This is a genomic window from Bradyrhizobium sp. WSM1417, assembly GCF_000515415.1.
Taxonomy (GTDB): Bacteria; Pseudomonadota; Alphaproteobacteria; order Rhizobiales; family Xanthobacteraceae; genus Bradyrhizobium.
Genome location: NZ_KI911783.1, coordinates 4,268,557 through 4,290,411 on the forward strand (window position 1 = coordinate 4,268,557; position 21,855 = coordinate 4,290,411).

At 63.8% G+C, this 21,855-nt stretch carries 17 protein-coding genes and 1 pseudogene; 10 read left to right on the top strand and 8 right to left on the bottom strand.

Features of this window, described 5'->3' with window-relative positions; translation table 11 throughout:
- Positions 1-416: 416 nt before the first annotated feature.
- Together BRA1417_RS0120365 and BRA1417_RS0120370 are read left to right on the top strand one after the other, a co-directional pair.
- Complete coding sequence (locus BRA1417_RS0120365) at positions 417-944, top strand: carboxymuconolactone decarboxylase family protein (protein WP_027517393.1); 528 nt, start codon at positions 417-419, stop codon at positions 942-944.
- A 26-nt stretch (positions 945-970) separates the two neighbouring features.
- Complete coding sequence (locus BRA1417_RS0120370; protein ID WP_026233761.1) at positions 971-1,273, top strand: nucleoside triphosphate pyrophosphohydrolase family protein; 303 nt, start codon at positions 971-973, stop codon at positions 1,271-1,273.
- Between the two features lie 5 nt (positions 1,274-1,278).
- Here the strand turns inward: BRA1417_RS0120370 and glsA are convergent, their stop codons facing one another.
- The 4 genes from glsA to BRA1417_RS0120390 all read right to left on the bottom strand — a co-directional run bounded on the left by glsA (position 1,279) and on the right by BRA1417_RS0120390 (position 6,814).
- Positions 1,279-3,126 carry a glutaminase A gene (gene glsA / locus BRA1417_RS0120375; RefSeq protein ID WP_027517394.1) on the bottom strand — a complete coding sequence of 616 codons (1,848 nt, stop codon included), beginning with the start codon at positions 3,124-3,126 and terminating at the stop codon, positions 1,279-1,281.
- A gap of 22 nt (positions 3,127-3,148) precedes the next feature.
- On the bottom strand, positions 3,149-5,224 hold the full coding sequence (locus BRA1417_RS0120380) for a TRAP transporter permease (protein ID WP_027517395.1): 2,076 nt from the start codon (positions 5,222-5,224) through the stop codon (positions 3,149-3,151).
- Positions 5,225-5,259: 35 nt separating this feature from the next.
- A complete protein-coding gene (locus BRA1417_RS0120385; protein WP_027517396.1) occupies positions 5,260-6,426 on the bottom strand; it encodes a TAXI family TRAP transporter solute-binding subunit in 1,167 nt (388 codons plus the stop codon).
- Between the two features lie 166 nt (positions 6,427-6,592).
- The gene (locus BRA1417_RS0120390; protein ID WP_027517397.1) at positions 6,593-6,814 is read right to left on the bottom strand and encodes an acetyl-CoA carboxylase biotin carboxyl carrier protein subunit; all 222 of its coding nucleotides are present in this window, start codon (positions 6,812-6,814) and stop codon (positions 6,593-6,595) included.
- Between the two features lie 94 nt (positions 6,815-6,908).
- Here BRA1417_RS0120390 and BRA1417_RS0120395 point away from each other — a divergent pair, with 94 nt between their 5' ends.
- The 6 genes from BRA1417_RS0120395 to BRA1417_RS44855 all read left to right on the top strand — a co-directional run bounded on the left by BRA1417_RS0120395 (position 6,909) and on the right by BRA1417_RS44855 (position 15,839).
- Entirely contained in the window at positions 6,909-7,883 is a 975-nt protein-coding gene (locus BRA1417_RS0120395) for an IclR family transcriptional regulator (protein WP_027517398.1), read from the top strand.
- Positions 7,813-9,372 (top strand): acyl-CoA carboxylase subunit beta, encoded by a 1,560-nt coding sequence (locus BRA1417_RS0120400; RefSeq protein WP_027517399.1) that lies wholly within the window; start codon positions 7,813-7,815, stop codon positions 9,370-9,372. Before BRA1417_RS0120395 ends, BRA1417_RS0120400 begins: the two co-directional genes overlap by 71 nt.
- A 420-nt stretch (positions 9,373-9,792) precedes the next feature.
- The gene (locus BRA1417_RS0120405) at positions 9,793-11,490 is read left to right on the top strand and encodes a GMC family oxidoreductase (protein ID WP_027517400.1); all 1,698 of its coding nucleotides are present in this window, start codon (positions 9,793-9,795) and stop codon (positions 11,488-11,490) included.
- A gap of 263 nt (positions 11,491-11,753) precedes the next feature.
- Entirely contained in the window at positions 11,754-13,268 is a 1,515-nt protein-coding gene (locus tag BRA1417_RS0120410) for an ATPase domain-containing protein (RefSeq protein ID WP_027517401.1), read from the top strand.
- Positions 13,265-14,974 carry a response regulator gene (locus BRA1417_RS0120415; protein WP_027517402.1) on the top strand — a complete coding sequence of 570 codons (1,710 nt, stop codon included), beginning with the start codon at positions 13,265-13,267 and terminating at the stop codon, positions 14,972-14,974. The genes BRA1417_RS0120410 and BRA1417_RS0120415 overlap by 4 nt, the downstream gene beginning before the upstream one ends.
- Positions 14,975-15,275: 301 nt before the next feature.
- Complete coding sequence (locus BRA1417_RS44855) at positions 15,276-15,839, top strand: hypothetical protein (protein WP_027517403.1); 564 nt, start codon at positions 15,276-15,278, stop codon at positions 15,837-15,839.
- A gap of 218 nt (positions 15,840-16,057) precedes the next feature.
- Here the strand turns inward: BRA1417_RS44855 and BRA1417_RS0120425 are convergent, their stop codons facing one another.
- The 3 genes and pseudogenes from BRA1417_RS0120425 to BRA1417_RS0120435 all read right to left on the bottom strand — a co-directional run bounded on the left by BRA1417_RS0120425 (position 16,058) and on the right by BRA1417_RS0120435 (position 19,572).
- On the bottom strand, positions 16,058-17,353 hold the full coding sequence (locus tag BRA1417_RS0120425; protein WP_027517404.1) for an MFS transporter: 1,296 nt from the start codon (positions 17,351-17,353) through the stop codon (positions 16,058-16,060).
- A 110-nt stretch (positions 17,354-17,463) separates the two neighbouring features.
- A pseudogene (locus BRA1417_RS40615) lies at positions 17,464-18,659 on the bottom strand (acetyl-CoA C-acyltransferase).
- Positions 18,660-18,801: 142 nt separating this feature from the next.
- Positions 18,802-19,572, bottom strand: coding sequence for an enoyl-CoA hydratase (locus tag BRA1417_RS0120435; RefSeq protein ID WP_027517405.1), 771 nt, complete (start codon positions 19,570-19,572; stop codon positions 18,802-18,804).
- Positions 19,573-19,720: 148 nt separating this feature from the next.
- Between BRA1417_RS0120435 and BRA1417_RS0120440 the strand changes: the two genes are divergently transcribed.
- Complete coding sequence (locus BRA1417_RS0120440; RefSeq protein WP_027517406.1) at positions 19,721-20,260, top strand: PaaI family thioesterase; 540 nt, start codon at positions 19,721-19,723, stop codon at positions 20,258-20,260.
- A 59-nt stretch (positions 20,261-20,319) separates the two neighbouring features.
- Complete coding sequence (locus tag BRA1417_RS0120445; RefSeq protein WP_027517407.1) at positions 20,320-20,940, top strand: TetR/AcrR family transcriptional regulator; 621 nt, start codon at positions 20,320-20,322, stop codon at positions 20,938-20,940.
- Between the two features lie 3 nt (positions 20,941-20,943).
- Here the strand turns inward: BRA1417_RS0120445 and BRA1417_RS0120450 are convergent, their stop codons facing one another.
- Positions 20,944-21,852 (bottom strand): LysR family transcriptional regulator, encoded by a 909-nt coding sequence (locus BRA1417_RS0120450; RefSeq protein WP_027517408.1) that lies wholly within the window; start codon positions 21,850-21,852, stop codon positions 20,944-20,946.
- Positions 21,853-21,855: the final 3 nt, after the last annotated feature.

Sequence of the window (21,855 nt, forward strand, 5' to 3'; positions counted from 1 at the left end):
GCGAGGGCCACCCCGGAATGACGAAAGCTCCTACGCGCCTTAACTAACGCCCGTAGAACAGGATGCTGGCGATGACGAGCATCGCCATCACCGCCAGCATATGCGCGAACGCTTCCGAGGCCGCCCCCTTGGTGGCTTCCTTCATGCCGTTTTCTCCCTAGACTTGGGCGTGACTCATCGATGCGCGGTTAGCGCCCAACGGCCAATTGTTTTTACTCGGAACACCCCTTGCGAGTATCCGCCGCGATCAAGTCCCCACGCGGCGAATATCGACTGTACCAAGGTCGTTCAGCAATGCGGCGGCATTTTGACTCGATGTTGTTGCTCCTGCGGACGCGCAAGAATACAGTTTCGTGGAACTTTCGCCGCTAACGACAAAAAGCATCAAAGGCCTAGGGAAAAACTTCAGGAAAATCATGGCCCGTATCAACTACAGCGACCCGTCCAAGGCATCCGACCGCACCCGCGAGATCCTCGACAAGAACCGCAATGCCAACATCTTCCGGATGATGTCGCATTCGCCGAGCTACTTCGAGCAGTACTGCCGGCTCGGCGGCGCCATCCGTCACAAGGGCGAGCTCGATCCGATCGTGCGCGAACTCGCGATCACCCGCACCGGCATTTTGTGCGAGGCGCCGTACGAGATCGTCGCGCACAAGCGCATCGGCAAGAATGTCGGCGTCACCGACGAGCAGAACGAAGCGCTCGAGAACTGGCAGGCCGCGAGCTGTTTCGACGAGACGCAACGCGCCGCACTCGCCTTCACCGACGAGATTGTGAAGCTGAACAAGCCGACGGATGCGACCTTCAAGGCGATCTCATCGAAACTGACGCCGGCCGCGCTCGTCGAGCTGCAGCTCTCGGTTGGCTTCTACATCATGACGTCGAAATTTCTGGAGACCTTTGAGATCGACCTTCAGCCGGTCACCGAGGTGGTAGGCTGATCGAGCAATTGCTGTGAGGGACGCTCATGACGATCGATGAATATGCCGCCTGGGCTGCAACGATTGCGAAAGTCGATGAGCGTCCGTCCAACGAACGGCTGTCCTATCTCGGGCTCGGCCTCGCCGGCGAATCCGGCGAAGTCGCCGACCACATCAAGAAGCTGCTCCGCGATGACTGGCTCGACCAGGCGGGCCTCGTCGAAGAGCTAGGTGATGTCATCTATTACTGGGCATGCCTGTGCGTGGCGACCGGCCAGCAGCCATCCGAGCTGCTCAAGACCAGTGCCGCCAAGATCAAGCGGCGGATCAGCGAGGCGGCGAGCCGCTAGGCCGCTCAGGTCGACGTCAGGATATCCACCCTGGCGTTGGCGACGATCAGGCGATCGGCGAGAAGCTGCGCAAGATTGCGCATGATGCGTTCGCTGGCGTGCGGGTGCTGCTTGCGGAAGCGTTCGAACGCTTTCAGAGGCGCCTCGAACGCGGTCGCCGCCATATCCGCGAACACGTCGGCGGAGCGAGTGGTCTCGATCAACGCCATCTCGCCGAACGCCATGCCGGCGGTGAGTGTTGCGAGCCGTACGCCGTCGGGCAGGGTGACATGCACCGCGCCGCTGCGCAGGAAGAAAAGGGAATCGGCTGCGGCGCCCGTGGTGAGGATTTTCGCGCCAGACTGATAGGTCCGGATCGTGCAGATCGAGGCGAGGTCGGTCAGCTCTTCCTCGCTCATGCCGGCCAGCAGCGGCTGCTCGGCAAGCTCGGTGGTCTCGTGGAAATCGATCGAGCCTCCGTACCGATAGATGATCTGGTCTTCGGCCCATTCGATCGCGGTGTCGAGCAAATAGAAGTCGCGGACGTTCTTCAGCTCGGCGGTCCATTCCCGCAGGCTGTCCCATTCCTTGGAGGCACGCCTGACGCCTGACAGCACGACGGTCACATTCAGCACCGCGAGTTCCTCGAACGCTTCGGCCACCAACCGCGCTCCGGCGCGTGTGGTGGAGGTGACGCGGTGGAGATCGAAGACCACGAATTGCGGCCGCGGCCGCCCCGCAAGCCGGCGCGAGACATAGTCGACCGCCGACAGCGACAGCGTGCCGACCAGCTCGATGATCCTCACCTCCTGCTCGTGGGCTGCGAGAATATCGCGTTCCTGCGGGCGGCGCACGCGCCGCGACGGGCTCTTGCCGATGTCGTAATCGGCGATGACGGCGTTGCGTGCGTCGTCGCTGCGGTTGAGCATATGCAGATCGTAATGCGAGGACAGCGCCTCGCAGACCTTGATGCCGCGCACGCTGTTGCCGTGCTTGTCGAGTCTTGGCGAATAGCTGCCGAGCCCGAGGCGAGCGGGGAGGGCGGCGAGAATTCCGCCGCCGACGCCGCTCTTGGCGGGGATGCCGATCCGGTAGATCCATTCGCCGGCATAGTCGTACATGCCGGACGACGTCATCACCGAGAGTGTGCGCGAGATCGCGTAGGGGGTCAGCACCTGCTCGCCGGTGACGGGGTTGACGCCGCGGTTGGCGAGCGTTGCCGCCATCACCGCGATGTCGCGCGCGGTGACCAGCACCGCGCATTGCCGGAAATAGACGTCGAGCACTGCGGCGACATCGTCCGAGATCACCGCATTGGTCTTGAGGAGATAGCCGATGGCGCGGTTGCGGTCGCCGGTCTGGCTTTCGGAAACGTAGACGGACTCGTCGACGGCGAGGTCGCGGCCGGCAAAACGACTGAGCGCGAGGCGAATGTGCTCGAAAGCGTCCGGACCCTTGCTGTCGTGGATCAGCCCGGTGCAGGCGATCGCGCCGGCATTGACCATCGGGTTGAATGGATGGTTCTCCGAATTGAGCCGGATCGAGTTGAAAGGATCGCCGGAGGGCTCGACGCCGATCGCGCTCTCCACCCTGTTTGCGCCGAGCAGGTCCAGCGCCAGTGCGAACACGAACGGCTTTGACATCGACTGGATGGTGAAGGGCACCCTGGAGTCGCCGACCTCGTAGACATGACCGTCCAGGGTCGCGAGGCTGATGCCAAAACAGGCAGGATCGGCCTTGCTTAGCTCGGGAATGTAGTCGGCGACCGCGCCCGAGGTCTCCGCCGAGAATTCGTTGAGGCAATTGTCAAGAAACCGCAGCAAAGGCGGCTTCGAGCGGGTCCAGGCGGTGGCGAGAGGCGAAAGCGGTTTCATCGCCTCTCTTTGTGCAACGCAATCAGGGCACGCGCAACCCGTCCGGCACCAGGGTCTGCCGCCGGACCAGCAGCAGGGCGAGCAAAACCGTGGGGACGAGGATGGCGAGGCCGAGCGCCGTCACCTGCATCTGCGACAGCGGCATGATGCCGCCGCCTGGGGTGGCCACCACGAACCCGCCGAGCACCAGCAGCACGCGGATCGGCCATTCCAGCGCGCCGGCGCCGCGGAGATCGCCGACGAAGGGCTGGTAACCCTGGATGCCGCCGCAGATGAACAGCGTGCCGAACGCCGCGAGCGCCATCAGCCCGAGACCCGCGAGATAGGGGCTCGGCCCCTGCAGCACCAGCGCGGGATTGAGCACGAAGAAGAACGGGATGAAATAGATGATGCTACCGACCCACATCGATTCCCAGCCCGTCTTCATCGCCGGCGAGCCGGCAATGCCTGCGGCCGCGAACGAGGCGATCGCGACCGGCGGGGTGATTGACGACAGCATGCCCCAGTAGAAGATGAACATGTGCACGGCCATCCTGTTCAGCCCGAGCTTCTCCAGCGCCGGCGCGACCAGGATGGCGAGGAAGATGTAGCAGGCCGTCGTGGTCAGCCCGAGCCCGAGGATCAGGCTGGTCAGGGCGCACATGCCGAGCAGGAGGAACGGATTGTCACCGGCGATGCGCAGCAAGTCGTTGGCGAGGCTCGACACCACGCCGGTCATCGAGAAGGCGCCGATCAGCAGGCCGCAGCCGGCGAGGATGCCGACGAGCTCGACGAAGGTGCGCCCGTTGACCTCGAGGAATTTGCCGATCGTCGCGACAGTCCAGCGCGTGTCCTTCGAGAACAGCTGGTTGAGGACCAGAAGCAGGGCGGTGGCGTAGAACGGCGCATGGCTCTCGCGCTTGAAGTAGAGCAGCATCACGATCAGCAGCGCGATCACGAAGACGTAGTACCAGCCGTCCTTGATCGTATCCATGACCCGCGGCAGCTCCGCGCGCGGAATGCCCTTCAGCCCGTGTCGCGCGGCGTAGGAATCGACCTGCATGAACAGGCCGATGTAGTAGAGCACCGCCGGAATGATCGCCGCGAGCGCGACATCGGCGTAGCTGACATTGAGGAATTGCGCGATCACGAAGGCGGTCGCGCCCATCACCGGCGGCGCCAGCACCGCGCCGGTCGAGGCACAGGCCTCGATCGCGCCGGCATAGGAGGCCCTAAAGCCGCTCTTCTTCATCACCGGAATGGTCATGGTGCCGGCGGTGAGCACGTTGGAGATGATCGAGCCCGACATCATGCCGAGCAGGCCGCTGGCGAAGATGCAGACCTTTGCCGCTCCGCCGCGGAAGGTACCGCACAGCGCGAAAGCGAGATTGATGAAGAACTTTCCGGCGCCGGTCATCATCAGCGCGGTGCCGAACACCAGGAATCCGATCACGGTGTCGGCAAACGCCTGGATGGGAATGCCGAGCAGGCTCTCGCCCGACAGCACGTGATAGGCGGTCGCCTGCTCCAGCGTCGACTGCGTGCCGCGGAACGGACCTAACCAACTGGATTCCGCGAACAGCGGATAGACGGTGAAGGGGAGCACGCTCAGTAGCAGGCTCCAGCCGCCGGTCCGGCGCAGCGCCTCCATCAGCATCACCCACATCACGAGACCCGCGGCTGTCACGCTGTTCGGCGCGCCGCCGAATTCCCAGCCGGCCTCCGCGGCCCTGCGCACGTTCGACATCAACACAAGCGCTGCGGCAAAAGTCACGACGAAGCAGAGAAGGTCATACCAGGGAATGCGGTCGAGCGGCGCGCGCGCGGTTCCCGGGAAGATCAGGAACGTGAACGGCAGCATCAGCGCGATCAGGAGATAGAAGTACTCCGTGTTGAGCTGGGTGTAGCCGACGAAGAAGCGCAGCGAGAATTGCTGGTTGATGCAGAGCAGGATGGTCGCGGCGGTCGCGACGACGAGCATCCAGCGCCACGCGCCGGGCAAGCTTCGGACGCGCGTGACCTCCGCTTCCTGCATGTTGCCGGCGGCGCCATGCGGATCGTCGAACACGATCCGCTTGGCCTCGTCCTGCGCGGCGGTGGAGTCTGAAGCAGACGACATGATCGACCCCGCGCGTGGGCAATAAACGCTGAGAATTAATCCTCGAACCCGTTCGGCATGTCGGCCTTCGCAAGGGCTGTGGCACGCGCCTTCATCCAGCCGTCGAGGAACGCCTTGTCATCCGCAGGCGGGTTGGACTTTCCGTAGTCGGTCCACGCGGCGCCAAGCACCTCTTGCCGCTTGATCAGTCTGTTGTTGTGCGCGTCCTGCGCGTCGCTCCATTGCCCGGCTTCCTTCAGGGCCTTCACCGCGCCGGGATGCACCGGCACCACCCAGTTCTTGGTCTGGCGATCGGCCGCAAGCCCGCCGGCGCCGGGCGCGGAGTCCTTGTAGGAATCGTAGTTCACGATCATCGCCTTGGTGATCGCATAGACCTGGTCGGGGGCTTGCGAGGCGTAGGCGACGAAAATCGGGTAGGGATAGTTGCCGAGCTCGATCGGCTTGTCCGGCGAGATGCCGGCGCCGCAGGTCGCGGTCTGCGGGAAAAAGAACGAGCCGACCTTCTGCATCCGCGCCCAGCCTTCCTTGTCCTTGGCGGGCAGCGGCGGCCAGACCAGGCCGCGCGGCGAGGTCTCGGCTTCCTTGGCGGGGCCGGTGATGGTGGTGCCGAAGGCCGCGTCGGTGTCGTTGTTGATCAGGCCCTTCCACATCGCGCCGTAGCTTGCGAACTCGACGATCTTGACGTCCTTCTGCGTCAGGCCGGCGAAGGCGAGCACCGCGAGCGAGTTCTGGTTCAGCGCCGGCGAGCCGACGACGAATCCGATGCGCTTGCCCTTGAGATCCTTCAGCTCCTTCACGCCTGTATCCGCAGCTACGCCGAGCGTGCCGCAATTGCAGTCGACGGATGAGAGCAGGATCTGGAGCGGTTGCGGACCCCATTCCCTGGAGCCGAATTCGAACACGCCTTCCTGAGCGAAATAGGTCCCCGATCCCATCGCCGCGGAGACCGCACGCTTGGCGCGCAGCGGCGCCAGACGCGCGACGTCGTTGCCTGCGGGGAGCACGCGCACGTCGGTTGAGTATTTGTCCTTCATCATCTTGCCGACGCCGACCGCGATGTTGAAGCCGGCGGTGCCGGTGTCATAGGCGGTGAACGTCAATGTCGCCGGCAGCTTGATGTCTTCGGCGAATGCATAGCTTGTAGACACAAAAGAAAGGCCCGCCACCAAGGCAGGCGCGAGCATGACCAGCCCACGACGCATGTTTCCCTCCAATGATCCTCGCGTTTGGTGCGACGATTTTCTTTCTTTGTTTGAAACAGGTTTTGTTTGAAACGGATCATGTCATCGCGATCAGGCGATGGCAACGCCGTACCGCAAACGCAGCAATGAGGCTGACAGATTGTCGCGGAAACGACGGTTAATGCAGTCAGTTCGCCACGATCGCGATCGCCTGTCCCTCGGCAACGACGTCGTCGAGCTTCACAAGAAGCGATGTGATCTCGCCGCTCACAGGAGAAAGCACAGGGATCTCCATCTTCATCGCTTCGACCACCACAATCTCATCACCATCCGCAACGGTTCCTCCAACTTGCACGGGAGTTGAGCAGATGCGACCCGCGACCTCCGTGACGATCTTAATTTCTGGCATGCCATCGCCTTTTTGTTGTGGTCGCAAAATGCCTGAGGTAGTTTCTTCTGCAAGCGAAATTTAATTCCGCATAGCGGAACAAGCGGTAGGGATCATGGGACGACGTTCGGAGCGGTTGAGTAGACAAGGTGCGCTCGCCGGCGATGCCGGTGAGGGGGATGTCATCCAGGTGGTGTCGCGCGCGTTCGACGTGTTGCGATGCTTCGAGGGCCACGATAGCAGGCTCGGCAATCTCGAGATTTCAAATCGCTGCGGCCTACCACGCTCGACGGTGTCGCGGCTCACGCACACGCTGACGCGGATGGGGCAGCTGGTCTATCTGCCGCGCGATCAGAAATATCGCATCGGGCCGAGCGCGGTGGCGATGAGCGCCTCGATGATGAAGGGCGCGCAGCTGCGCAGCATGATCCGTCAGCGGCTCCAGGAAGTCGCCGAGCAATTGCCCGGCACGGTCGGCTTCGTGGTCCCCGATCGCTTCCATCTGGTCTATCTCCAGTTCGCGCGCTCGGCCTCGGCACTCGGCCTACACGAGGGCACCGGCAGCCGCATCTCGATGGCCTCGACTGCTGCGGGCGCAGCCTACACCGCGGCATTGGCGCCCGAGGTCGGCGATGCTTTCATCACGGACATGGAGCGGGAAGCTCCCGAGGCTGCGAAGATCCTGCGGCCCCGCATCGAGGCCAACCGGCAGTCGCTGCATGAGCGCGGCTATGTCGTGGCCTGTGGCTTGTGGAGCCCGCATATCAACGGGCTCGCGGTGCCGATCTGGTCGCCGCAGTATCAGACGTTTGTGGTGATCACGATCGGTCTTCTGTCGTCGATGTATGACGAGCAGCGCTTGCATGCCGAAGTCGCGCCGCTGATGCTCGCGCTCGGCCGCTCGCTCGGCAGCCTGATGGACGGCGCGGAGGGCGACGTATTCAACGCCCGCATCCCGCGTAAACCAGTTGCCATGGCCGTCCATAACAATAACAAGCCGATCAATTCGGAGGGAGTGAATGAACTGGAAGCCGGAACTCGACGAGCTCGCCCGGCGCGAAGCCTTCGCGCGGGAGATGGGCGGCGTTGACAAGGTCAAGCGTCAGCATGACCAGGGCCGACTGACTGTTCGGGAACGTATCGACAGACTGACCGACAAGGGCAGCTTTCACGAGATCGGTGCCGTCTCCGGCGTCGGCGAGTACGATTCCAGCGGCGAGTTGCAGAAATTGACGCCGGCGAACTGCGTGTTCGGCCGTGCCCGCGTCGAAGGCCGCACCGTCGTCGTGGTCGGCGACGATTTCACCGTGCGCGGCGGCTCGGCGGACGCGTCCATCTCCGCAAAACCGCTAATGGCGGAGGAGATGGCGCATGATCTCCGCCTGCCCATCGTCCGCATCATCGAAGGCTCGGGCGGCGGCGGCTCGGTCAAGACGATCGAGACCAAGGGCGCGGCGAACTTGCCGGGTGGCATCGGCGGCACACGCTGGTATCGCTTCACCACCGAGAATTTGTCGCGCGTGCCCGTGGTCGCGCTCGGCCTCGGCTCGGTCGCGGGGCTCGGTGCCGCGCGTCTTGCCGCCAGCCACTATTCCATCATGACCCGGAAGTCCGCGATGTTCGTCGCAGGTCCGCCGGTGGTGAAGGCGCTGGGGCAGGACCTCTCGAAGGAAGAGCTCGGCGGCGCCGACATCCAGACCCGCGCCGGCGCGGTCGATCATGCCGTCGACACCGAGGAGGAGGCCTTTGCCTGCGCGCGGCGATTCCTGTCTTATCTGCCGTCGTCGGTTGACGGGCTGGCGCCGACTTTGCCCTGCACCGACAATCCGGAGCGCACCGAAGAGGCGCTGATGAACGCGGTGCCACGCAATCGCAAGCAGGTCTACAAGATACGGCCGATCGTCGAAGCGGTCGTGGACAAGGGCTCGTTCTTCGAGGTCGGCAAGAATTTCGGGAAGCCGATCATTGTCGGCCTCGCCCGGCTCGAGGGCAGGGCTGTGATGGTGCTTGCCAGTGACAGCTTTCACTATGGCGGCTCCTGGACCGCGGATGCCTGCCAAAAGGTGGTGCGCTGGGTCGACTTCGCAGAGACCTTCCATTTGCCAATCGTCTATCTCATGGACTGCCCCGGCTTCATGATCGGGCTCGATGCGGAGAAGGCGGGCACCATCCGCCATGGCGTTCGCGCCATGGCCGCGGTCAACCAGACCACGGTACCCTGGTGCACGGTGATCCTGCGCAATGCCTTCGGCGTCGCCGGCGTGGTGCATCAGCCCGCCGACCGCTTCTCGATCCGCTACGCCTGGCCGTCGGCCTATTGGGGCTCGCTCCCGCTCGAAGGCGGCATCGAAGCCGCTTACCGCGCGGATATCGACGCGGCCGAGGACAAGGCGGAGAAACTGAAAGAGATCGAGAACCGCCTCAACAAACTGCGCTCGCCGTTCCGCTCGGCCGAAAAATTCTGGGTGGAGGAGATCATCGACCCAAGGAAGACGCGGTCGCTGCTGTGCGAATTCGCGCGGCTCGCGGAGCCATTGCGAAAGCCGGGCCCGTCGGGGAATTTTTCGATCAGGCCGTAGCTTCAGCCGTCACTGCGAGCCGCTGATGCCGACCTCAGCCCCACTGCAGTTGGGCAAAATTGATCTATCGCAACGCCACGCGTCCGATTGTCTGCAAGCGTCTCGTTCGAAACGAGGGAGAGACGCCATGACAAATGCGGGTAACGCGCTGCTTTGGACAGCCATATTTTTCTGCCTGTCGTTCGCTTCAATTTTTGTAGTCTGGTTTGCCGAGCGTTTGCGGGCCGGCTTCGTGAGGAAGCCGTAAAGCCTCCCAGGTTCGGTAGCTCGTCAGTTGCTGACCCGACGATGGGTGCCTGTCGATAGGGCGCCTTCGATGTTGCCGGTGTCTGTGCTCCGCTTTGCCGCGGCAGTGATGACGTGACCTCAAAACAATTACGCGCTACGCTTCCCGGGCAAGAACAAGAGGAAGCGGCAATCGTGTACGACTTCATTATCGTGGGCGGCGGCTCGGCGGGGTCCGTGCTGGCCCACCGGCTCTCCGCGAGGAGCGCCAACAAGGTCCTGCTCTGCGAGGCTGGACAGGACACACCGCCCGGCGACGAGCCGGCCGAGATCAGGGACAGCTATCCGGGCACGGCCTATTTCGATCCGCGCTTCCACTGGACCGAGCTCAAGGTCACGACGCAGATCGTCAGCCACAACAATCCAAACGAAGGACGTCCGCCCTTACGCAAATACGAGCAGGCACGCGTGCTTGGCGGCGGCTCTTCGATCAACGGCCAGATGGCCAACCGCGGCGCGCCGACCGACTACGACGAATGGGACGCGCGCGGCGCTGCGGGGTGGAGCTGGAACGACGTGCTGCCCTTCTTCAAGAAGGTCGAGCGCGACCTCGATTTCGACGGTCCCTACCACGGCAAGGACGGCCGCATTCCGGTCCGCCGAATCCCCAGGGAGCACTGGACGCGACATTCGCAGGCGTTCGCGCAAGCCTTCCAGCAGGCCGGACATCAGTTCCTGCCGGACCAGAATGGCGAGTTCGTCGATGGGTTTTTCCCGGTGACGCACTCGAACCAGGCCGAGCAACGCGTCTCGGCTGCCATGGGCTATCTGGATCGCGACACGCGCAAGCGCGCCAACCTCACGATCTCCACCAACACGCAAGTCAGAGAATTGCTGTTCGAAGCCACGCGGTGCGTCGGCGTGAAGGCTGTGGTCGACGGGCGGGAGCAGGAATTCCGCGCCCACGAGATCATTCTCTCCAGCGGCGCCATCCATTCGCCGGCGCATCTGTTGCGCGCCGGCATTGGCCCGGTCGGTCACCTCAAGGACATGGGCATTCCCGTGCTGATGGGGCTACAGGGCGTCGGCCAGCGCCTGATGGATCATCCCTCGATCTCGCTGTCGTCCTTTGTCCGCCGCGGAGCGCGGATGAACGAGCACACCAGGCGCCACATGCAGCTTGGCCTGCGTTACTCGTCCGGGCTCGAAGGCGTACCGAAAGGCGACATGTTCGTCGTCCTGCTCAGCAAATCAGCCTGGCACGCTGTCGGTGAGCAGATCGGATCGCTGCTGACATTCGTCAACAAGACCTATTCCGAGACCGGACAGGTCAAGCTTGCCTCGCGCGATCCGGCAGTCGAGCCGATCGTCGAGTTTAACCTGTTGTCCGACCGGCGCGACCTTGATCGCCTGATGAGCGGTTTCCGCAAGATGGCGGCCGTCCAGATGAGCGACGTCGTCAGGGCCGTGACGGACAAGCCGTTCCCGGCCTCCTATACCGACCGTGTACGCAAGATCGGGGTGGTCAACACCAAGAATCGGATTCTGACCAAGATCGCCGCGGCCCTGATGGACGGGCCGGCGGCGCTGCGCCACTACATGATCGACAATTTCGTGGTCGAGGGCTTCAACTTCGACGACGTCATCAACGACGACGAGGCGCTGGAAGCCTTCGTGCGCAAGGCCACCATCGGCGTGTGGCACGCCTCCTGCTCGTGCCGCATGGGCCGGGCCGACGACCCGATGGCGGTGGTCGATCCAGAGGGGCGGGTCAAGGGCGTGCAGGGCCTGCGCGTCGTCGATGCCTCGATCTTCCCGGTGGTGCCGTGCGCCAACACCAATTTTCCGGTCCTGATGTCGGCGGAGAAGATAGCGGCCGCGATGATGCAGTGAGCCGGTGCGGCTTTTGGGCTAGCGAACTGTCTTGTCGATGACCGTCTAGGACCGCCAGTCAGACCGCAAAAGCTAAAGCGGGGGCCCGGAACGGTTCCGCGGCAGGCGGTCTGGCGGACATGCGTCCGGGGGCGGAACTTGGAACCCGGTTTGGGCGTTCTTTGCCAGATTTCGCCTTACGGCTGGGCCGGGCCGCTGACCGCGCGTCCCATCTCGGGGCCGGCCGGAGCGCACTGTCGGCTACGGAGCTTCACGGGGGTTCAATGACCAATTCATCAAGCCGGGCGCAAACCAGCGACCCCGGAGAGTTGCCCAGGATTTCGACCGGCAGTGACGGCCTCGACGACATCCTGTACGGCGGGCTCGATCCCAATCGCATGTACCTCTACGAGGGTCGGCCCGGCTCGGGCAAGACCACGATGGCGCTGCAATTCCTGCTCGAGGGCGCCCGCTGTGGTGAACGCGTGCTCTATATCTCCTTGTCGGAAACCAAGCGTGAGCTGACGCTGGTTGCACAGCGGCACGGCTGGTCGCTGCACGGCGTCGACATCTTCGAACTGGTGCCGCCGGAGACGACGCTCGACCCGGAGCGCGAGCTCACCGTCTTCCACCCCGCCGAAATGGAGCTGAGCGAAACCACGGGTCTGATATTCAAGGAGGTCGAACGGATCAATCCCGCGCGCGTGGTGCTGGACAGCCTGTCCGAGCTGCGCCTCCTTGCGCAGAACCCGCTGCGGTACCGGCGCCAGGTTCTGGCCCTGAAGCACTTTTTCACCAACCGCAATTGCACGGTCATCCTCCTCGACGATCTCTCGTCCTCCCAGGACGATCTGCAGCTCCATTCGATCGCGCATGGCGTCGTGATGCTCGAACAGCTCGCCATTGATTATGGAGCGGAGCGCCGGCGGCTTCGCGTGATCAAGATGCGCGGCATTCGATTTCGCGGCGGCTTTCACGATTTCACGATCGAGGCGGGAGGGGTGCGGATATTCCCCCGTCTGGTCGCGGCGGAACATCACACCTCGTTTATCGGTGAGTTGACGCCCAGCGGCAATGCGCAACTCGACCAGCTCCTCGGGGGAGGGCTCGAGCGCGGCACCAGTGCGCTGCTTTTGGGCGCCGCCGGTGTCGGCAAATCTTCCCTCGCGCTGACCTATGCGATCGCGTCGGCGGATCGCGGTGAGCATGCGGTGTTCTTTGCCTTCGATGAAGGTCGCGGCACCGTGGAGGCCCGGGCTCGAACGCTGGGCCTGCCCCTTGAAGCCCATCTGCAATCGGGACTCATCCGATTTAAACAGATCGATCCCGCCGAGATGTCCCCCGGCGAGTTCGCCGCCAATGTGCGCAACAGCGTCGAACAGGATAACGCCCGCATTGTTATCATCGACAGTCTGAACGGCTACCTCAACGCAATGCCGGATGAGCGATTTCTCATCCTCCAGATGCATGAGCTCCTGAGCTATCTCGGGCAGAAAGGCGTACTGACCGTCCTGATCCTCGCTCAGCATGGGCTGGTCGGTCCGATGGAGACGGCTCTCGATATCAGCTATTTGAGTGATGCCGTGCTCATGCTGCGCTATTTCGAAGTCGGGGGAACGGTGCGGCGTGCTCTCTCGGTCGTGAAGAAGCGTAGCGGCAATCATGAAAATTCCATCCGCGAGTTTCGTCTTGGCAGTGCCGGCATTACGGTAGGTCCGCCACTGACCGGGTTCAGCGGCATCTTTTCCGGGAATCCGCGCTACTCGGGCACGGAGATGCCGGAAGGGCTGCCGGAATGAGCGCCGACCGCGATCATTGCGTTCTCGTGTTTGCTCCGATCGGCCGCGATGGACCGGCATCAGTCGAGCTTTTCCGTAATTCGAATCTCCTGGCAATCAATTGTCGCGGTCTCCCTGAACTGGTCAGCGAGATGTCGGCGGGCGTGGGCGCGGTGCTTCTCGCCGAGGAGGGCTTGTTCGGGAAGGATACCCAGCCGCTGGCACATTGGATCGAGAGGCAGCCGCCCTGGTCCGACCTGCCCTTTGTCATTCTCACCAGCCACCGGGAGCAGCCGGCGGTGGTTGCCTGGCGCCGCAGCATCGTCGAGACGCTTCGCAACGTTTCGCTGCTCGAGCGCCCGGTTCAGCCGATCACGCTGACGAGCGCAATTCAATCCGCAATGCGGGCCCGCCGGCGGCAATATGAAATTCGAACCTTGCTGCAGGCGCGCGAGCGGACGGCCCAGGAGCTTGAGAAGCTGGTGGTCGAGCGCACGCGCGCGCTCGAGGAGGCCAACAAGCATCTGCGGGCGGAAATGGAAGAGCGTGCCCGCGTCGAGGAGACACTTCGTCAGGCCCAGAAGATCGAAGCCATCGGGCAGTTGACCGGCGGAGTAGCTCACGACTTCAATAATCTGCTGATGGTAATCTCCGGTGGATTGGACATGCTCGACCGGCAGACGGATCCTGATCGGCGGCGTCGTCTGTTGGAAGGAATGGTTCAGGCGGCGCAGCGTGGTGCCGGCCTGACCAGGCAGCTTCTGGCTTTTTCACGGCGGCAGAAGCTCCGGCCCGAGGCCGTCGACATCCCAGCGCAGATCGGCGGCATGCGCGAATTGCTCGATCGGAGCCTGAGAGGCGACGTTCACGTCGAGTTCGATTTTCCGGAGGGGCTTTGGCCGGTGGAGGTCGATCCGGGAGAGCTCGAACTGGTCATTCTCAACTTGGCGGTCAACGCCCGCGATGCGATGCCGAACGGTGGTACGATCGTTGTCCGCGGCGAGAACCTGGCCGGCCTGGCCGAGGACGAGATCGCGGGCGATTACGTTCGTCTGTCCGTGATTGATAGAGGTGTTGGAATGAGCCCCGATATCCTGGCGCGGGTCTTCGAACCGTTTTTCACGACCAAGGATGTCGGGAAAGGGTCGGGCCTGGGGCTTGCGCAGGTCCACGGATTTGCGACGCAATCACGCGGAATGGTTCGAATAAACTCGATTGTCGACGAGGGCACCAGCATCGAGCTCTATTTGCCGCGATCCAGGAATATCCCTTCGGGTGAACGGCATCTCATCGACCTGAACAGGGCTCGACCCAAGAAGGCCAATCAGGGCCGAATCCTCCTCGTCGAAGACGACGACGAGGTCGCCGCGCTGGTCAGCGAGATGCTTGCGCAGCTCGGTTACCAGGTCACGCGCGCGGCCAGTGCCGCGGCGGCTCTCGGTGCCCTAGCGGACGGCCGCTCCGTCGATCTGGTGTTTTCCGACATCATGATGCCGGGCGGCATGAACGGTGTCGAACTCGCGCGCGAGATCCAGCGACGGCGAAGTGATATCCCGGTCTTGCTGACGAGCGGATATGCCGAAGCCGCGGTCCACGACGCCGAAATGGCCGGGATCCGGATCCTGTCGAAACCCTACCACATTGACGAGCTCGCCGCAGCGCTCAGTGCTGCAAAATCGGACTTTGCGATAGCCGCAGGAGCGGGTTTGGCGACGACTCGGGGCTGACCACGCGCGCAAAAATCACTGCCCGGGTTTATGGCTCGACGGGCACCCTGCGCAATTGCGCGCTCGGGCCGGTCGACCGCCCGTCGCTGAGCGGCGCGTGCACATGCGATCGCGTCTCAGTTGCGACGACACGCGTTCGTTCTCTGCGAGTTATCCATCTCCGCCGCTACGTCTGGCTATGAGGACTGCAGAAATCGGTCCGCAAATGAAGCCACTTTCGGCCGCTCTTTTAGCCCATTTCAGCCAAACTGTTATTGGTTTCTCATTGCCGGGGCAGGGATCTTCAATTTGGAGCCCTGCAATGTTCAAGGCGGTTCTTTCTGCGTGTCTCTTGGTTGCCCTCAGCTCCGTCGCTTCCGAAGCACGGACTTATCGCATTCATCAAGTACCTGAATGCAACGTAACGATGCCCTGCGACTTCTCGTATGCGCAAACGCGTCGTGAGCGGACTTCCCGGTCCCCACTGAATCCCAGGGCCTCGCTACAAGCCTATCGCGCGACGCAATTGACAGTGACCGACGCGGGCGGCACCCCGACGACGAGCATCTCCGGCGCCCGCATCGTCGGCAGTCGTCCGGCAGGGTGTCCTTCCTCCTTCTGCGGCTGCGGCGCGGCACTGCGCGTGTTCGGCCGTATCGTGCCGGAATTGAATCTTGCGGCCAATTGGCTGCGCTTCCCGCGGACATCACCCGCACCGGGAATGGTCGCAGCGCGACATGGACACGTGTTCGTCCTCGAGCAGCACCTCGAAGGGGACACCTGGATGGTGTACGACGCCAACTCGGGCGGACACGCGACGCGAATGCATGCGCGTTCGTTGCGTGGCTATACGATCGTCAACCCGCGCGGGGGTTCCGTCGCCTGAGAGGCCAGCCGACATAATTGCGACGCATGAACATCCGCAAGGCGTCTGTTGACGGCTACGGCAGGTTCGCCTTGCTGATTTTCGATCTGCGACGGCTGGTCGCGCTTTATTCAGGTACGTCTTCCGCCAATCGAGCGGCACCCCGAACCCCAACGACCCGCCTCGTGTCGGGCGGATCGGTGACGCCGCACTCTACGGCGTCACCGCACCATCAGATACTAAGCCATCGCGGCTTGCGGCTTTGGCTTCGGTTGCCTCGACAGCGTCAGCACGATCAGCGCGGCGAACACGCAGAGCGCGCCGGCGATGAAGAAGGCGGGCAAGTAGCTCTGATAGACCGTCCGCGAGAAACCGGCGCCGAAAGCGGCGGTGCCCGCGCCGAGCTGGTGCCCGGCAAAGATCCAGCCGAACACCAGATTGGCGCGCTCGGGTCCGAATTTCTGCGCGGTGAGGCGCACCGTGGGCGGCACGGTTGCGATCCAGTCGAGCCCATAGAACATCGCGAAGATCGAGAGCCCGTAGAACGAGAAATCGCTGAAGGGGAGGAAGATCAGCGAGAGCCCGCGCAGGCCGTAGTACCAGAACAGGAGGTAGCGGTTGTCGTAGCGGTCCGACAGCCAGCCCGACATGATGGTGCCGAAGAAGTCGAAGATGCCCATGGCTGCCAGCAGGCCCGCGGCCTGCACCTGCGGGATGCCGAAATCGAGGCACATCGGAATCAGATGCACCTGCACGAGGCCATTGGTGGATGCGCCGCAGACGAAGAACGTCGCAAACAGGACCCAGAACGCGCTGCTCTTCGAGGCGTCGCGCAGCGTGCCGAGTGCGACGCCGGTGATCGAGCCATGGCTGGCGGGCGGCGCGGGCAGGGGTGTGGTGCCTTCGTCGCCGAACGGGCGCAGGCCCAGATCGCTCGGACGGTCGCGCATCGCGAGCAGGACCGCGAGGGCGGAAACACCAAGCGCGATGCAGACGAAGCCGAGCGCTAGCCGCCAGCCGAAACGTTCGGTGAGGCTTGCCAGCAGCGGCAGGAACACGAGCTGGCCGGTGGCGACGCTCGCGGTCATGATGCCGACGACGAGGCCGCGCCGCGCTGCGAACCAGCGCGTCGCGATGGTGGCGCCCAGCACCAGCGCAGTCATGCCAGTGCCGATCCCGATCACGACGCCCCACAGCGCGACGAGCTGCCAGACCTCTGTCATGCCCAGCGAGAGCACCAGCGCCGAGACGACGATGAGCTGCGCGGTCAGCGTGACGTTGCGCAGGCCGTACCGGTTGAGCAGGGCTGCCGCAAACGGCGCCATCAGCCCGAACAGGATGAAGCGGATCGACAGCGCGGAGGAGATCTCCGCCGTGCTCCAGCCGAACTCCTTCTGAAGCGGAACGATGAACACGCCGGGCGCGCCGACCGTGCCGGCGCTGATCAGCGCGGTGAGGAAGGTCACGCCGACCATCACCCAGCCGTAGTGGATATTGCGGCGGCCGAGTGCTGCCGCGAGCCAGTTCGAGATCATTGGGCCTCAATCTTGGTGGGCAGGATTTGAAACACCTGCGCGAGTTTCCAGAATGGCACGAGACGCGTCTGTCTGAAATGACAGAGTTCCCTCATTTCCGGACTTTCAGGTCAATGGGACAAACGCTCCACCGCGATCGCTGTGGCTTCGCCACCGCCAATGCAGAGCGCCGCCACGCCACGCTTGAGGTTTCGCGCCTCGAGCGCATGCAGCAGCGTTACGATCAGCCGTGCGCCGGTGGCGCCGATGGGATGGCCGAGCGCGCACGCGCCGCCGTTGATGTTGAGCTTCTCGCGGGGAATGCCGAGATCGCGCTGCGCCGCCATCGCCACCACGGCGAAGGCTTCGTTGATCTCGAACAGGTCGACGTCGTCGGCGCTCCAGCCGACCTTGTCGAGCAGCTTGCGGATCGCCGGGATCGGGGCCGTGGTGAACCATTGCGGCTCTTGGCTATGGGTGGCGTGGCCCCTGATCTCAGCCAGAGCCGGCAGGCCGCTGCGATCGGCGAGCGAGCGCTCGTCAGCACCAGCGCAGCGGCGCCGTCGGCGTTGGCGGAGGAGGCCGCCGGCGTGATGGTGCCGTTGGCGCGGAACGCCGGCTTCAGCCCGGGGATCTTTGCGGGATCGACCTTCAGCGGATGCTCGTCGTTGGCGACGATGCGGGGGCCGGCCTTCTCGCTCAGCGTGATCGGCGCAATCTCGGCCTTGAACGCGCCGCCCTCGACCGCCTTGCGCGCGCGGTTCAACGTTTCCATCGCGAAGGCGTCCTGGTCCTTGCGGGTGAACTGGTAGGCTTCGGCGGTGGCCTCGCCGAAATCGCCCATGGAGCGGCCGGTCTCGTAGGCGTCTTCGAGCCCGTCCATCATCATGTGGTCGATGATGCGGTCATGGCCGGCGCGATAGCCGCCACGCGCCTTGGCGAGCAGATACGGCGCGTTGCTCATGCTCTCCATGCCGCCGGAGACGACGATCTTGGCCGAGCCGGCGCGGATGATGTCGTGCGCCAGCATGGTCGCTTTCATGCCGGAGCCGCAGACCTTGTTGACGGTGGTGGCGCCGGTAGCGTCGGGCAGGCCGGCGGCACGCGCAGCCTGGCGCGCCGGGGCTTGGCCCTGGCCCGCGGGAAGGACGCAGCCCATAAAGACCTCGTCGACCTTCTCCGGCGCAAGCTTGGCACGCTCAAGTGCCGCGCCGATCACGTGCGAACCGAGCTTGTGTGCTGGGAGCGGCGACAGCTCGCCCATGAAGCGGCCGAGCGGGCTACGGACGGCGGAGACGATGACGACGGGATCGGCGGCTTCGGCCATGGGGGAGGCTCCCTACGATGTCGGATATGTAAGATTATGATCATCATATGATGCGGCGCAAAAAATGCAACTGCGTCTGGCATGAGAAAATCTTGTGGTTCGCATGAGATTTGGTCGTGCGAACGGGGAAGGTTGAGAGCGCCTACCGCTTCCGATTCACAAACGCGCCCATCAGCCGCGTCGGCTCGTCAGTCAGGAACGACTCGCCGAACACTTTGACGCTCACATTCACCGACTCCGTCAGCGGCAGCTCCTCCCATTGCCGCAGCAGCGCTTTCTGCGACCGCAGCGCCTCGGGGCCGCATTCGAGCAGCGCTTTCACGAGGTGCTCGACCTCGGCATCGAGCCCACCTTCGGGCGCGATCTTGTCTACCAGTCCCCACGCCAGAGCCGTCGGCGCGTCGATGTTCTCAGCGGTCATCACCAGCCAGCGCGCGCGAGCCCAGCCGATCAGGCGCGGCAGCAGCGCGGCATGGATCACTGAGGGAATGCCGACCCGTACCTCCGGCATGCCGAAATGCGCGTCATGCGCCGCGATGCGGAAATCGCAGGCGGCCGCGACTTCGAGTCCGCCGCCGAGGCACCAGCCGGGCATGCGCGCGATCATCGGGGCCGGGAAGGCGCGCACGGCCTCGCAGAGGTCGCGCAGGCGGCTGATGAAAGCCTCGGCGGACTTCTGGTCGAGCCTGGCCATCTCCTTGATGTCGGCGCCGCCGATCATGCTCTTCTCGCTCTGGCCGCGCAGCACCGCGACCCGGATGCTGCGGTCGGACGAGAGCTGCTGCAAGCCTTCGCGCACCGCATCGGTGACGGGCGAGCCCAAAATGTTCAGCGAGCCGGCATTGCAGATCGCGACATGAACGACGCCGCGCGCATCGCGCGTCACGCCGCAGTGGTTGTTGAGCATTTCCATGATGAGATCTCTGAGTTTCGTGGACGTGCGATTACGCCGGTCGGGATCACTTCCGGGCCGAAACGCATTGCTTGTCAAGCGGGCGGCAGGGAGTTGCCAGCGCGAAGTCCGCAGCATAGTATGATGGAAATCATACCAAGAGGCCACGATGACCAGCAACGATCAACTCGACCTGTTTTCGCCTGCGGGGCGGCGTGAGCGGGTGGTGGAGTGGCAGGTGCCTGCGCCGGTTGCGAAAGTGGCGATGGGTCTGTCAGGCATGGATGCGATGCTGGGCATCCGCGACGGACGGTTACCGCCGCCCCCCTTTGCCAAGTTGATTGGCTTCGTCATGGCCGTGGTCGAGCCGGGCCGGATCGTCATGGAACTCGAGCCGCGCGAGGATCTCGAAAACACTATAGGCCTCCTGCACGGAGCCACAGCCGCCGCGCTGCTCGACACCGCCATGGGGTGTGCGATCTCCACCCGGCTGGAGCCCGGGCAGGGCTCCGTCACCCTCGATCTGAAAATGACCTTCCTGCGTCCGCTCTCGGTCCGGTCCGGGTTGGTCGCCGCTGAAGGCAAGGTGATCAAGCTGGGACGCCAGACCAGCTACACCGAGGGCTTCGTCCGCGACGGTAAGGGGGCGCTTGCGGTGCACGCGACGGCAACCTTTTCCATGATCGGCAACAATTTTACCGGGAATTAATGCGCCGTCCGGCCGATATCCATGTTATTAGATGACCTCCGACATCCAATGAGTTCCGCATGCGCTATTCCCGGGAACACAAGCAGGAAACCCACGACCGCATCGTGAAGAAGGCCTCCGTGCGGCTGCGCGAAAAGGGCGCCCACGGCATCGGTGTCGCCGACCTCATGAAGGAAGCGGGCCTGACACATGGCGGCTTCTACGCCCATTTCGATTCGCGCGAGGCGCTGGTGATCGAGGCGTTTGACTACGCCATGGATCGCTCGATGGAACACTGGCGCAAGCAATCCGATCAGGTCGCGCCGGAGAAGCAGCTCAGTCAGATCGTCGAGACCTATCTCTCCACGGTGCATCGCGACAATCCCGGTCACGGTTGCTCGATCCCCGCTCTTGGCGCCGAGATCGCCCGCGAGAGCCCGAAGACGCGAAAGGCCTTTGCCGGCAAGCTCGACGAGATGATCGAGATGATCACGGACTTCATCCCGAATCTGCCGCGCAAGGCTGCGCGCAAGCAGGCGATCGCGACGCTGGCGACCATGGCCGGCACCATGCTGCTCGCGCGCATCGCCGGCTCGAGCGAACTGTCGGACGAGGTGCTGAAGACGGGCAAGGACAGCGCGCTGGATGGCGCGCGCCGCGAGCCGAAGGTAACGGCGGCGAAAAAGCCGAAGCAGGGTTAGGCTTCACAGCCCAGCAAACAGCGCCCGCTCGCGCTCCACGATCTCGGAGATGTAGTCCGCCACCGCGCGGATCCGCGCGAGATCCTTGCTGTCGGCGTGCATCAGCATCCAGAAGGTGCGGGTGATCGACACCTCTTCCGCCAGCACCGCAATCAGCTGTGGATAGTCGGTCGCCATGAAGTGCGGCAGGACGGCAATACCGAAGCCGGCGAGCGTGGCGTTGAGTTGCGCGATCAGATTGGCGCTGCGCAAGCGTGCGGAGATCTTCGGCGATACTTGCGGCAGATAGTCGAGCTCGGGCGTGAACAAGAGCTCCTCGATATAGCCGACGAATCGATGCTGCGGCAGCACCTCTCGCGAGGTGATTTTCGGGAAGCGGTCGAGATAGGCGGGCGCGGCATAGAGTCCGAGCCGGTAGTCGAGCAGCTTGCGGCCGACGATACGGCCTTCCTTCGGCATGGTCAGGCTGATGGCGATATCGGCCTCGCGCTTGGAGAGGCTGAACAGCCTTGCGGTGGCCACAAGTTGCAAATCGAGATCGGGATACCGGTCGGCGAACTGAGCGAGCCGCGGCGCCAGGAACGCGGTGCCAAATCCGTCTGGCGCGCCGATCCGCACCGTGCCGGTCAGCCGCGCCACGGAGCCACCGACCTGCTCCTGGTTGGCAACGATGGTCGATTCCATGGCTTCCGCGCTGTCGGCGACGCGCTGGCCGGCCTCTGTCAGCAGGTAGCCGGTCTTGCGCCGGTCAAACAGCTTGGCCGAGAGGTGCTTCTCCAGCCGGTCGACGCGGCGAATGACGGTAGCATGGTCGACGCCGAGCTGTTTTGCCGCAGCCGAAACCGAGCCGCCCCGCACGATGGCCAGCACGAAGCGGAAGTCGTCCCAGTCGATAGCGCCTTGATCCAGCATTTT

Coding starts and splice junctions, on each gene's coding strand:
- BRA1417_RS0120365 (WP_027517393.1), top strand. CDS start 417: ATGGCCCGTATCAACTACAGCGACCCGTCCAAGGCATCCGACCGCACC.
- BRA1417_RS0120370 (WP_026233761.1), top strand. CDS start 971: ATGACGATCGATGAATATGCCGCCTGGGCTGCAACGATTGCGAAAGTC.
- glsA (WP_027517394.1), bottom strand. CDS start 3,126: ATGAAACCGCTTTCGCCTCTCGCCACCGCCTGGACCCGCTCGAAGCCG.
- BRA1417_RS0120380 (WP_027517395.1), bottom strand. CDS start 5,224: ATGTCGTCTGCTTCAGACTCCACCGCCGCGCAGGACGAGGCCAAGCGG.
- BRA1417_RS0120385 (WP_027517396.1), bottom strand. CDS start 6,426: ATGCGTCGTGGGCTGGTCATGCTCGCGCCTGCCTTGGTGGCGGGCCTT.
- BRA1417_RS0120390 (WP_027517397.1), bottom strand. CDS start 6,814: ATGCCAGAAATTAAGATCGTCACGGAGGTCGCGGGTCGCATCTGCTCA.
- BRA1417_RS0120395 (WP_027517398.1), top strand. CDS start 6,909: ATGGGACGACGTTCGGAGCGGTTGAGTAGACAAGGTGCGCTCGCCGGC.
- BRA1417_RS0120400 (WP_027517399.1), top strand. CDS start 7,813: ATGAACTGGAAGCCGGAACTCGACGAGCTCGCCCGGCGCGAAGCCTTC.
- BRA1417_RS0120410 (WP_027517401.1), top strand. CDS start 11,754: ATGACCAATTCATCAAGCCGGGCGCAAACCAGCGACCCCGGAGAGTTG.
- BRA1417_RS0120415 (WP_027517402.1), top strand. CDS start 13,265: ATGAGCGCCGACCGCGATCATTGCGTTCTCGTGTTTGCTCCGATCGGC.
- BRA1417_RS44855 (WP_027517403.1), top strand. CDS start 15,276: ATGTTCAAGGCGGTTCTTTCTGCGTGTCTCTTGGTTGCCCTCAGCTCC.
- BRA1417_RS0120425 (WP_027517404.1), bottom strand. CDS start 17,353: ATGATCTCGAACTGGCTCGCGGCAGCACTCGGCCGCCGCAATATCCAC.
- BRA1417_RS0120435 (WP_027517405.1), bottom strand. CDS start 19,572: ATGGAAATGCTCAACAACCACTGCGGCGTGACGCGCGATGCGCGCGGC.
- BRA1417_RS0120440 (WP_027517406.1), top strand. CDS start 19,721: ATGACCAGCAACGATCAACTCGACCTGTTTTCGCCTGCGGGGCGGCGT.
- BRA1417_RS0120445 (WP_027517407.1), top strand. CDS start 20,320: ATGCGCTATTCCCGGGAACACAAGCAGGAAACCCACGACCGCATCGTG.
- BRA1417_RS0120450 (WP_027517408.1), bottom strand. CDS start 21,852: ATGCTGGATCAAGGCGCTATCGACTGGGACGACTTCCGCTTCGTGCTG.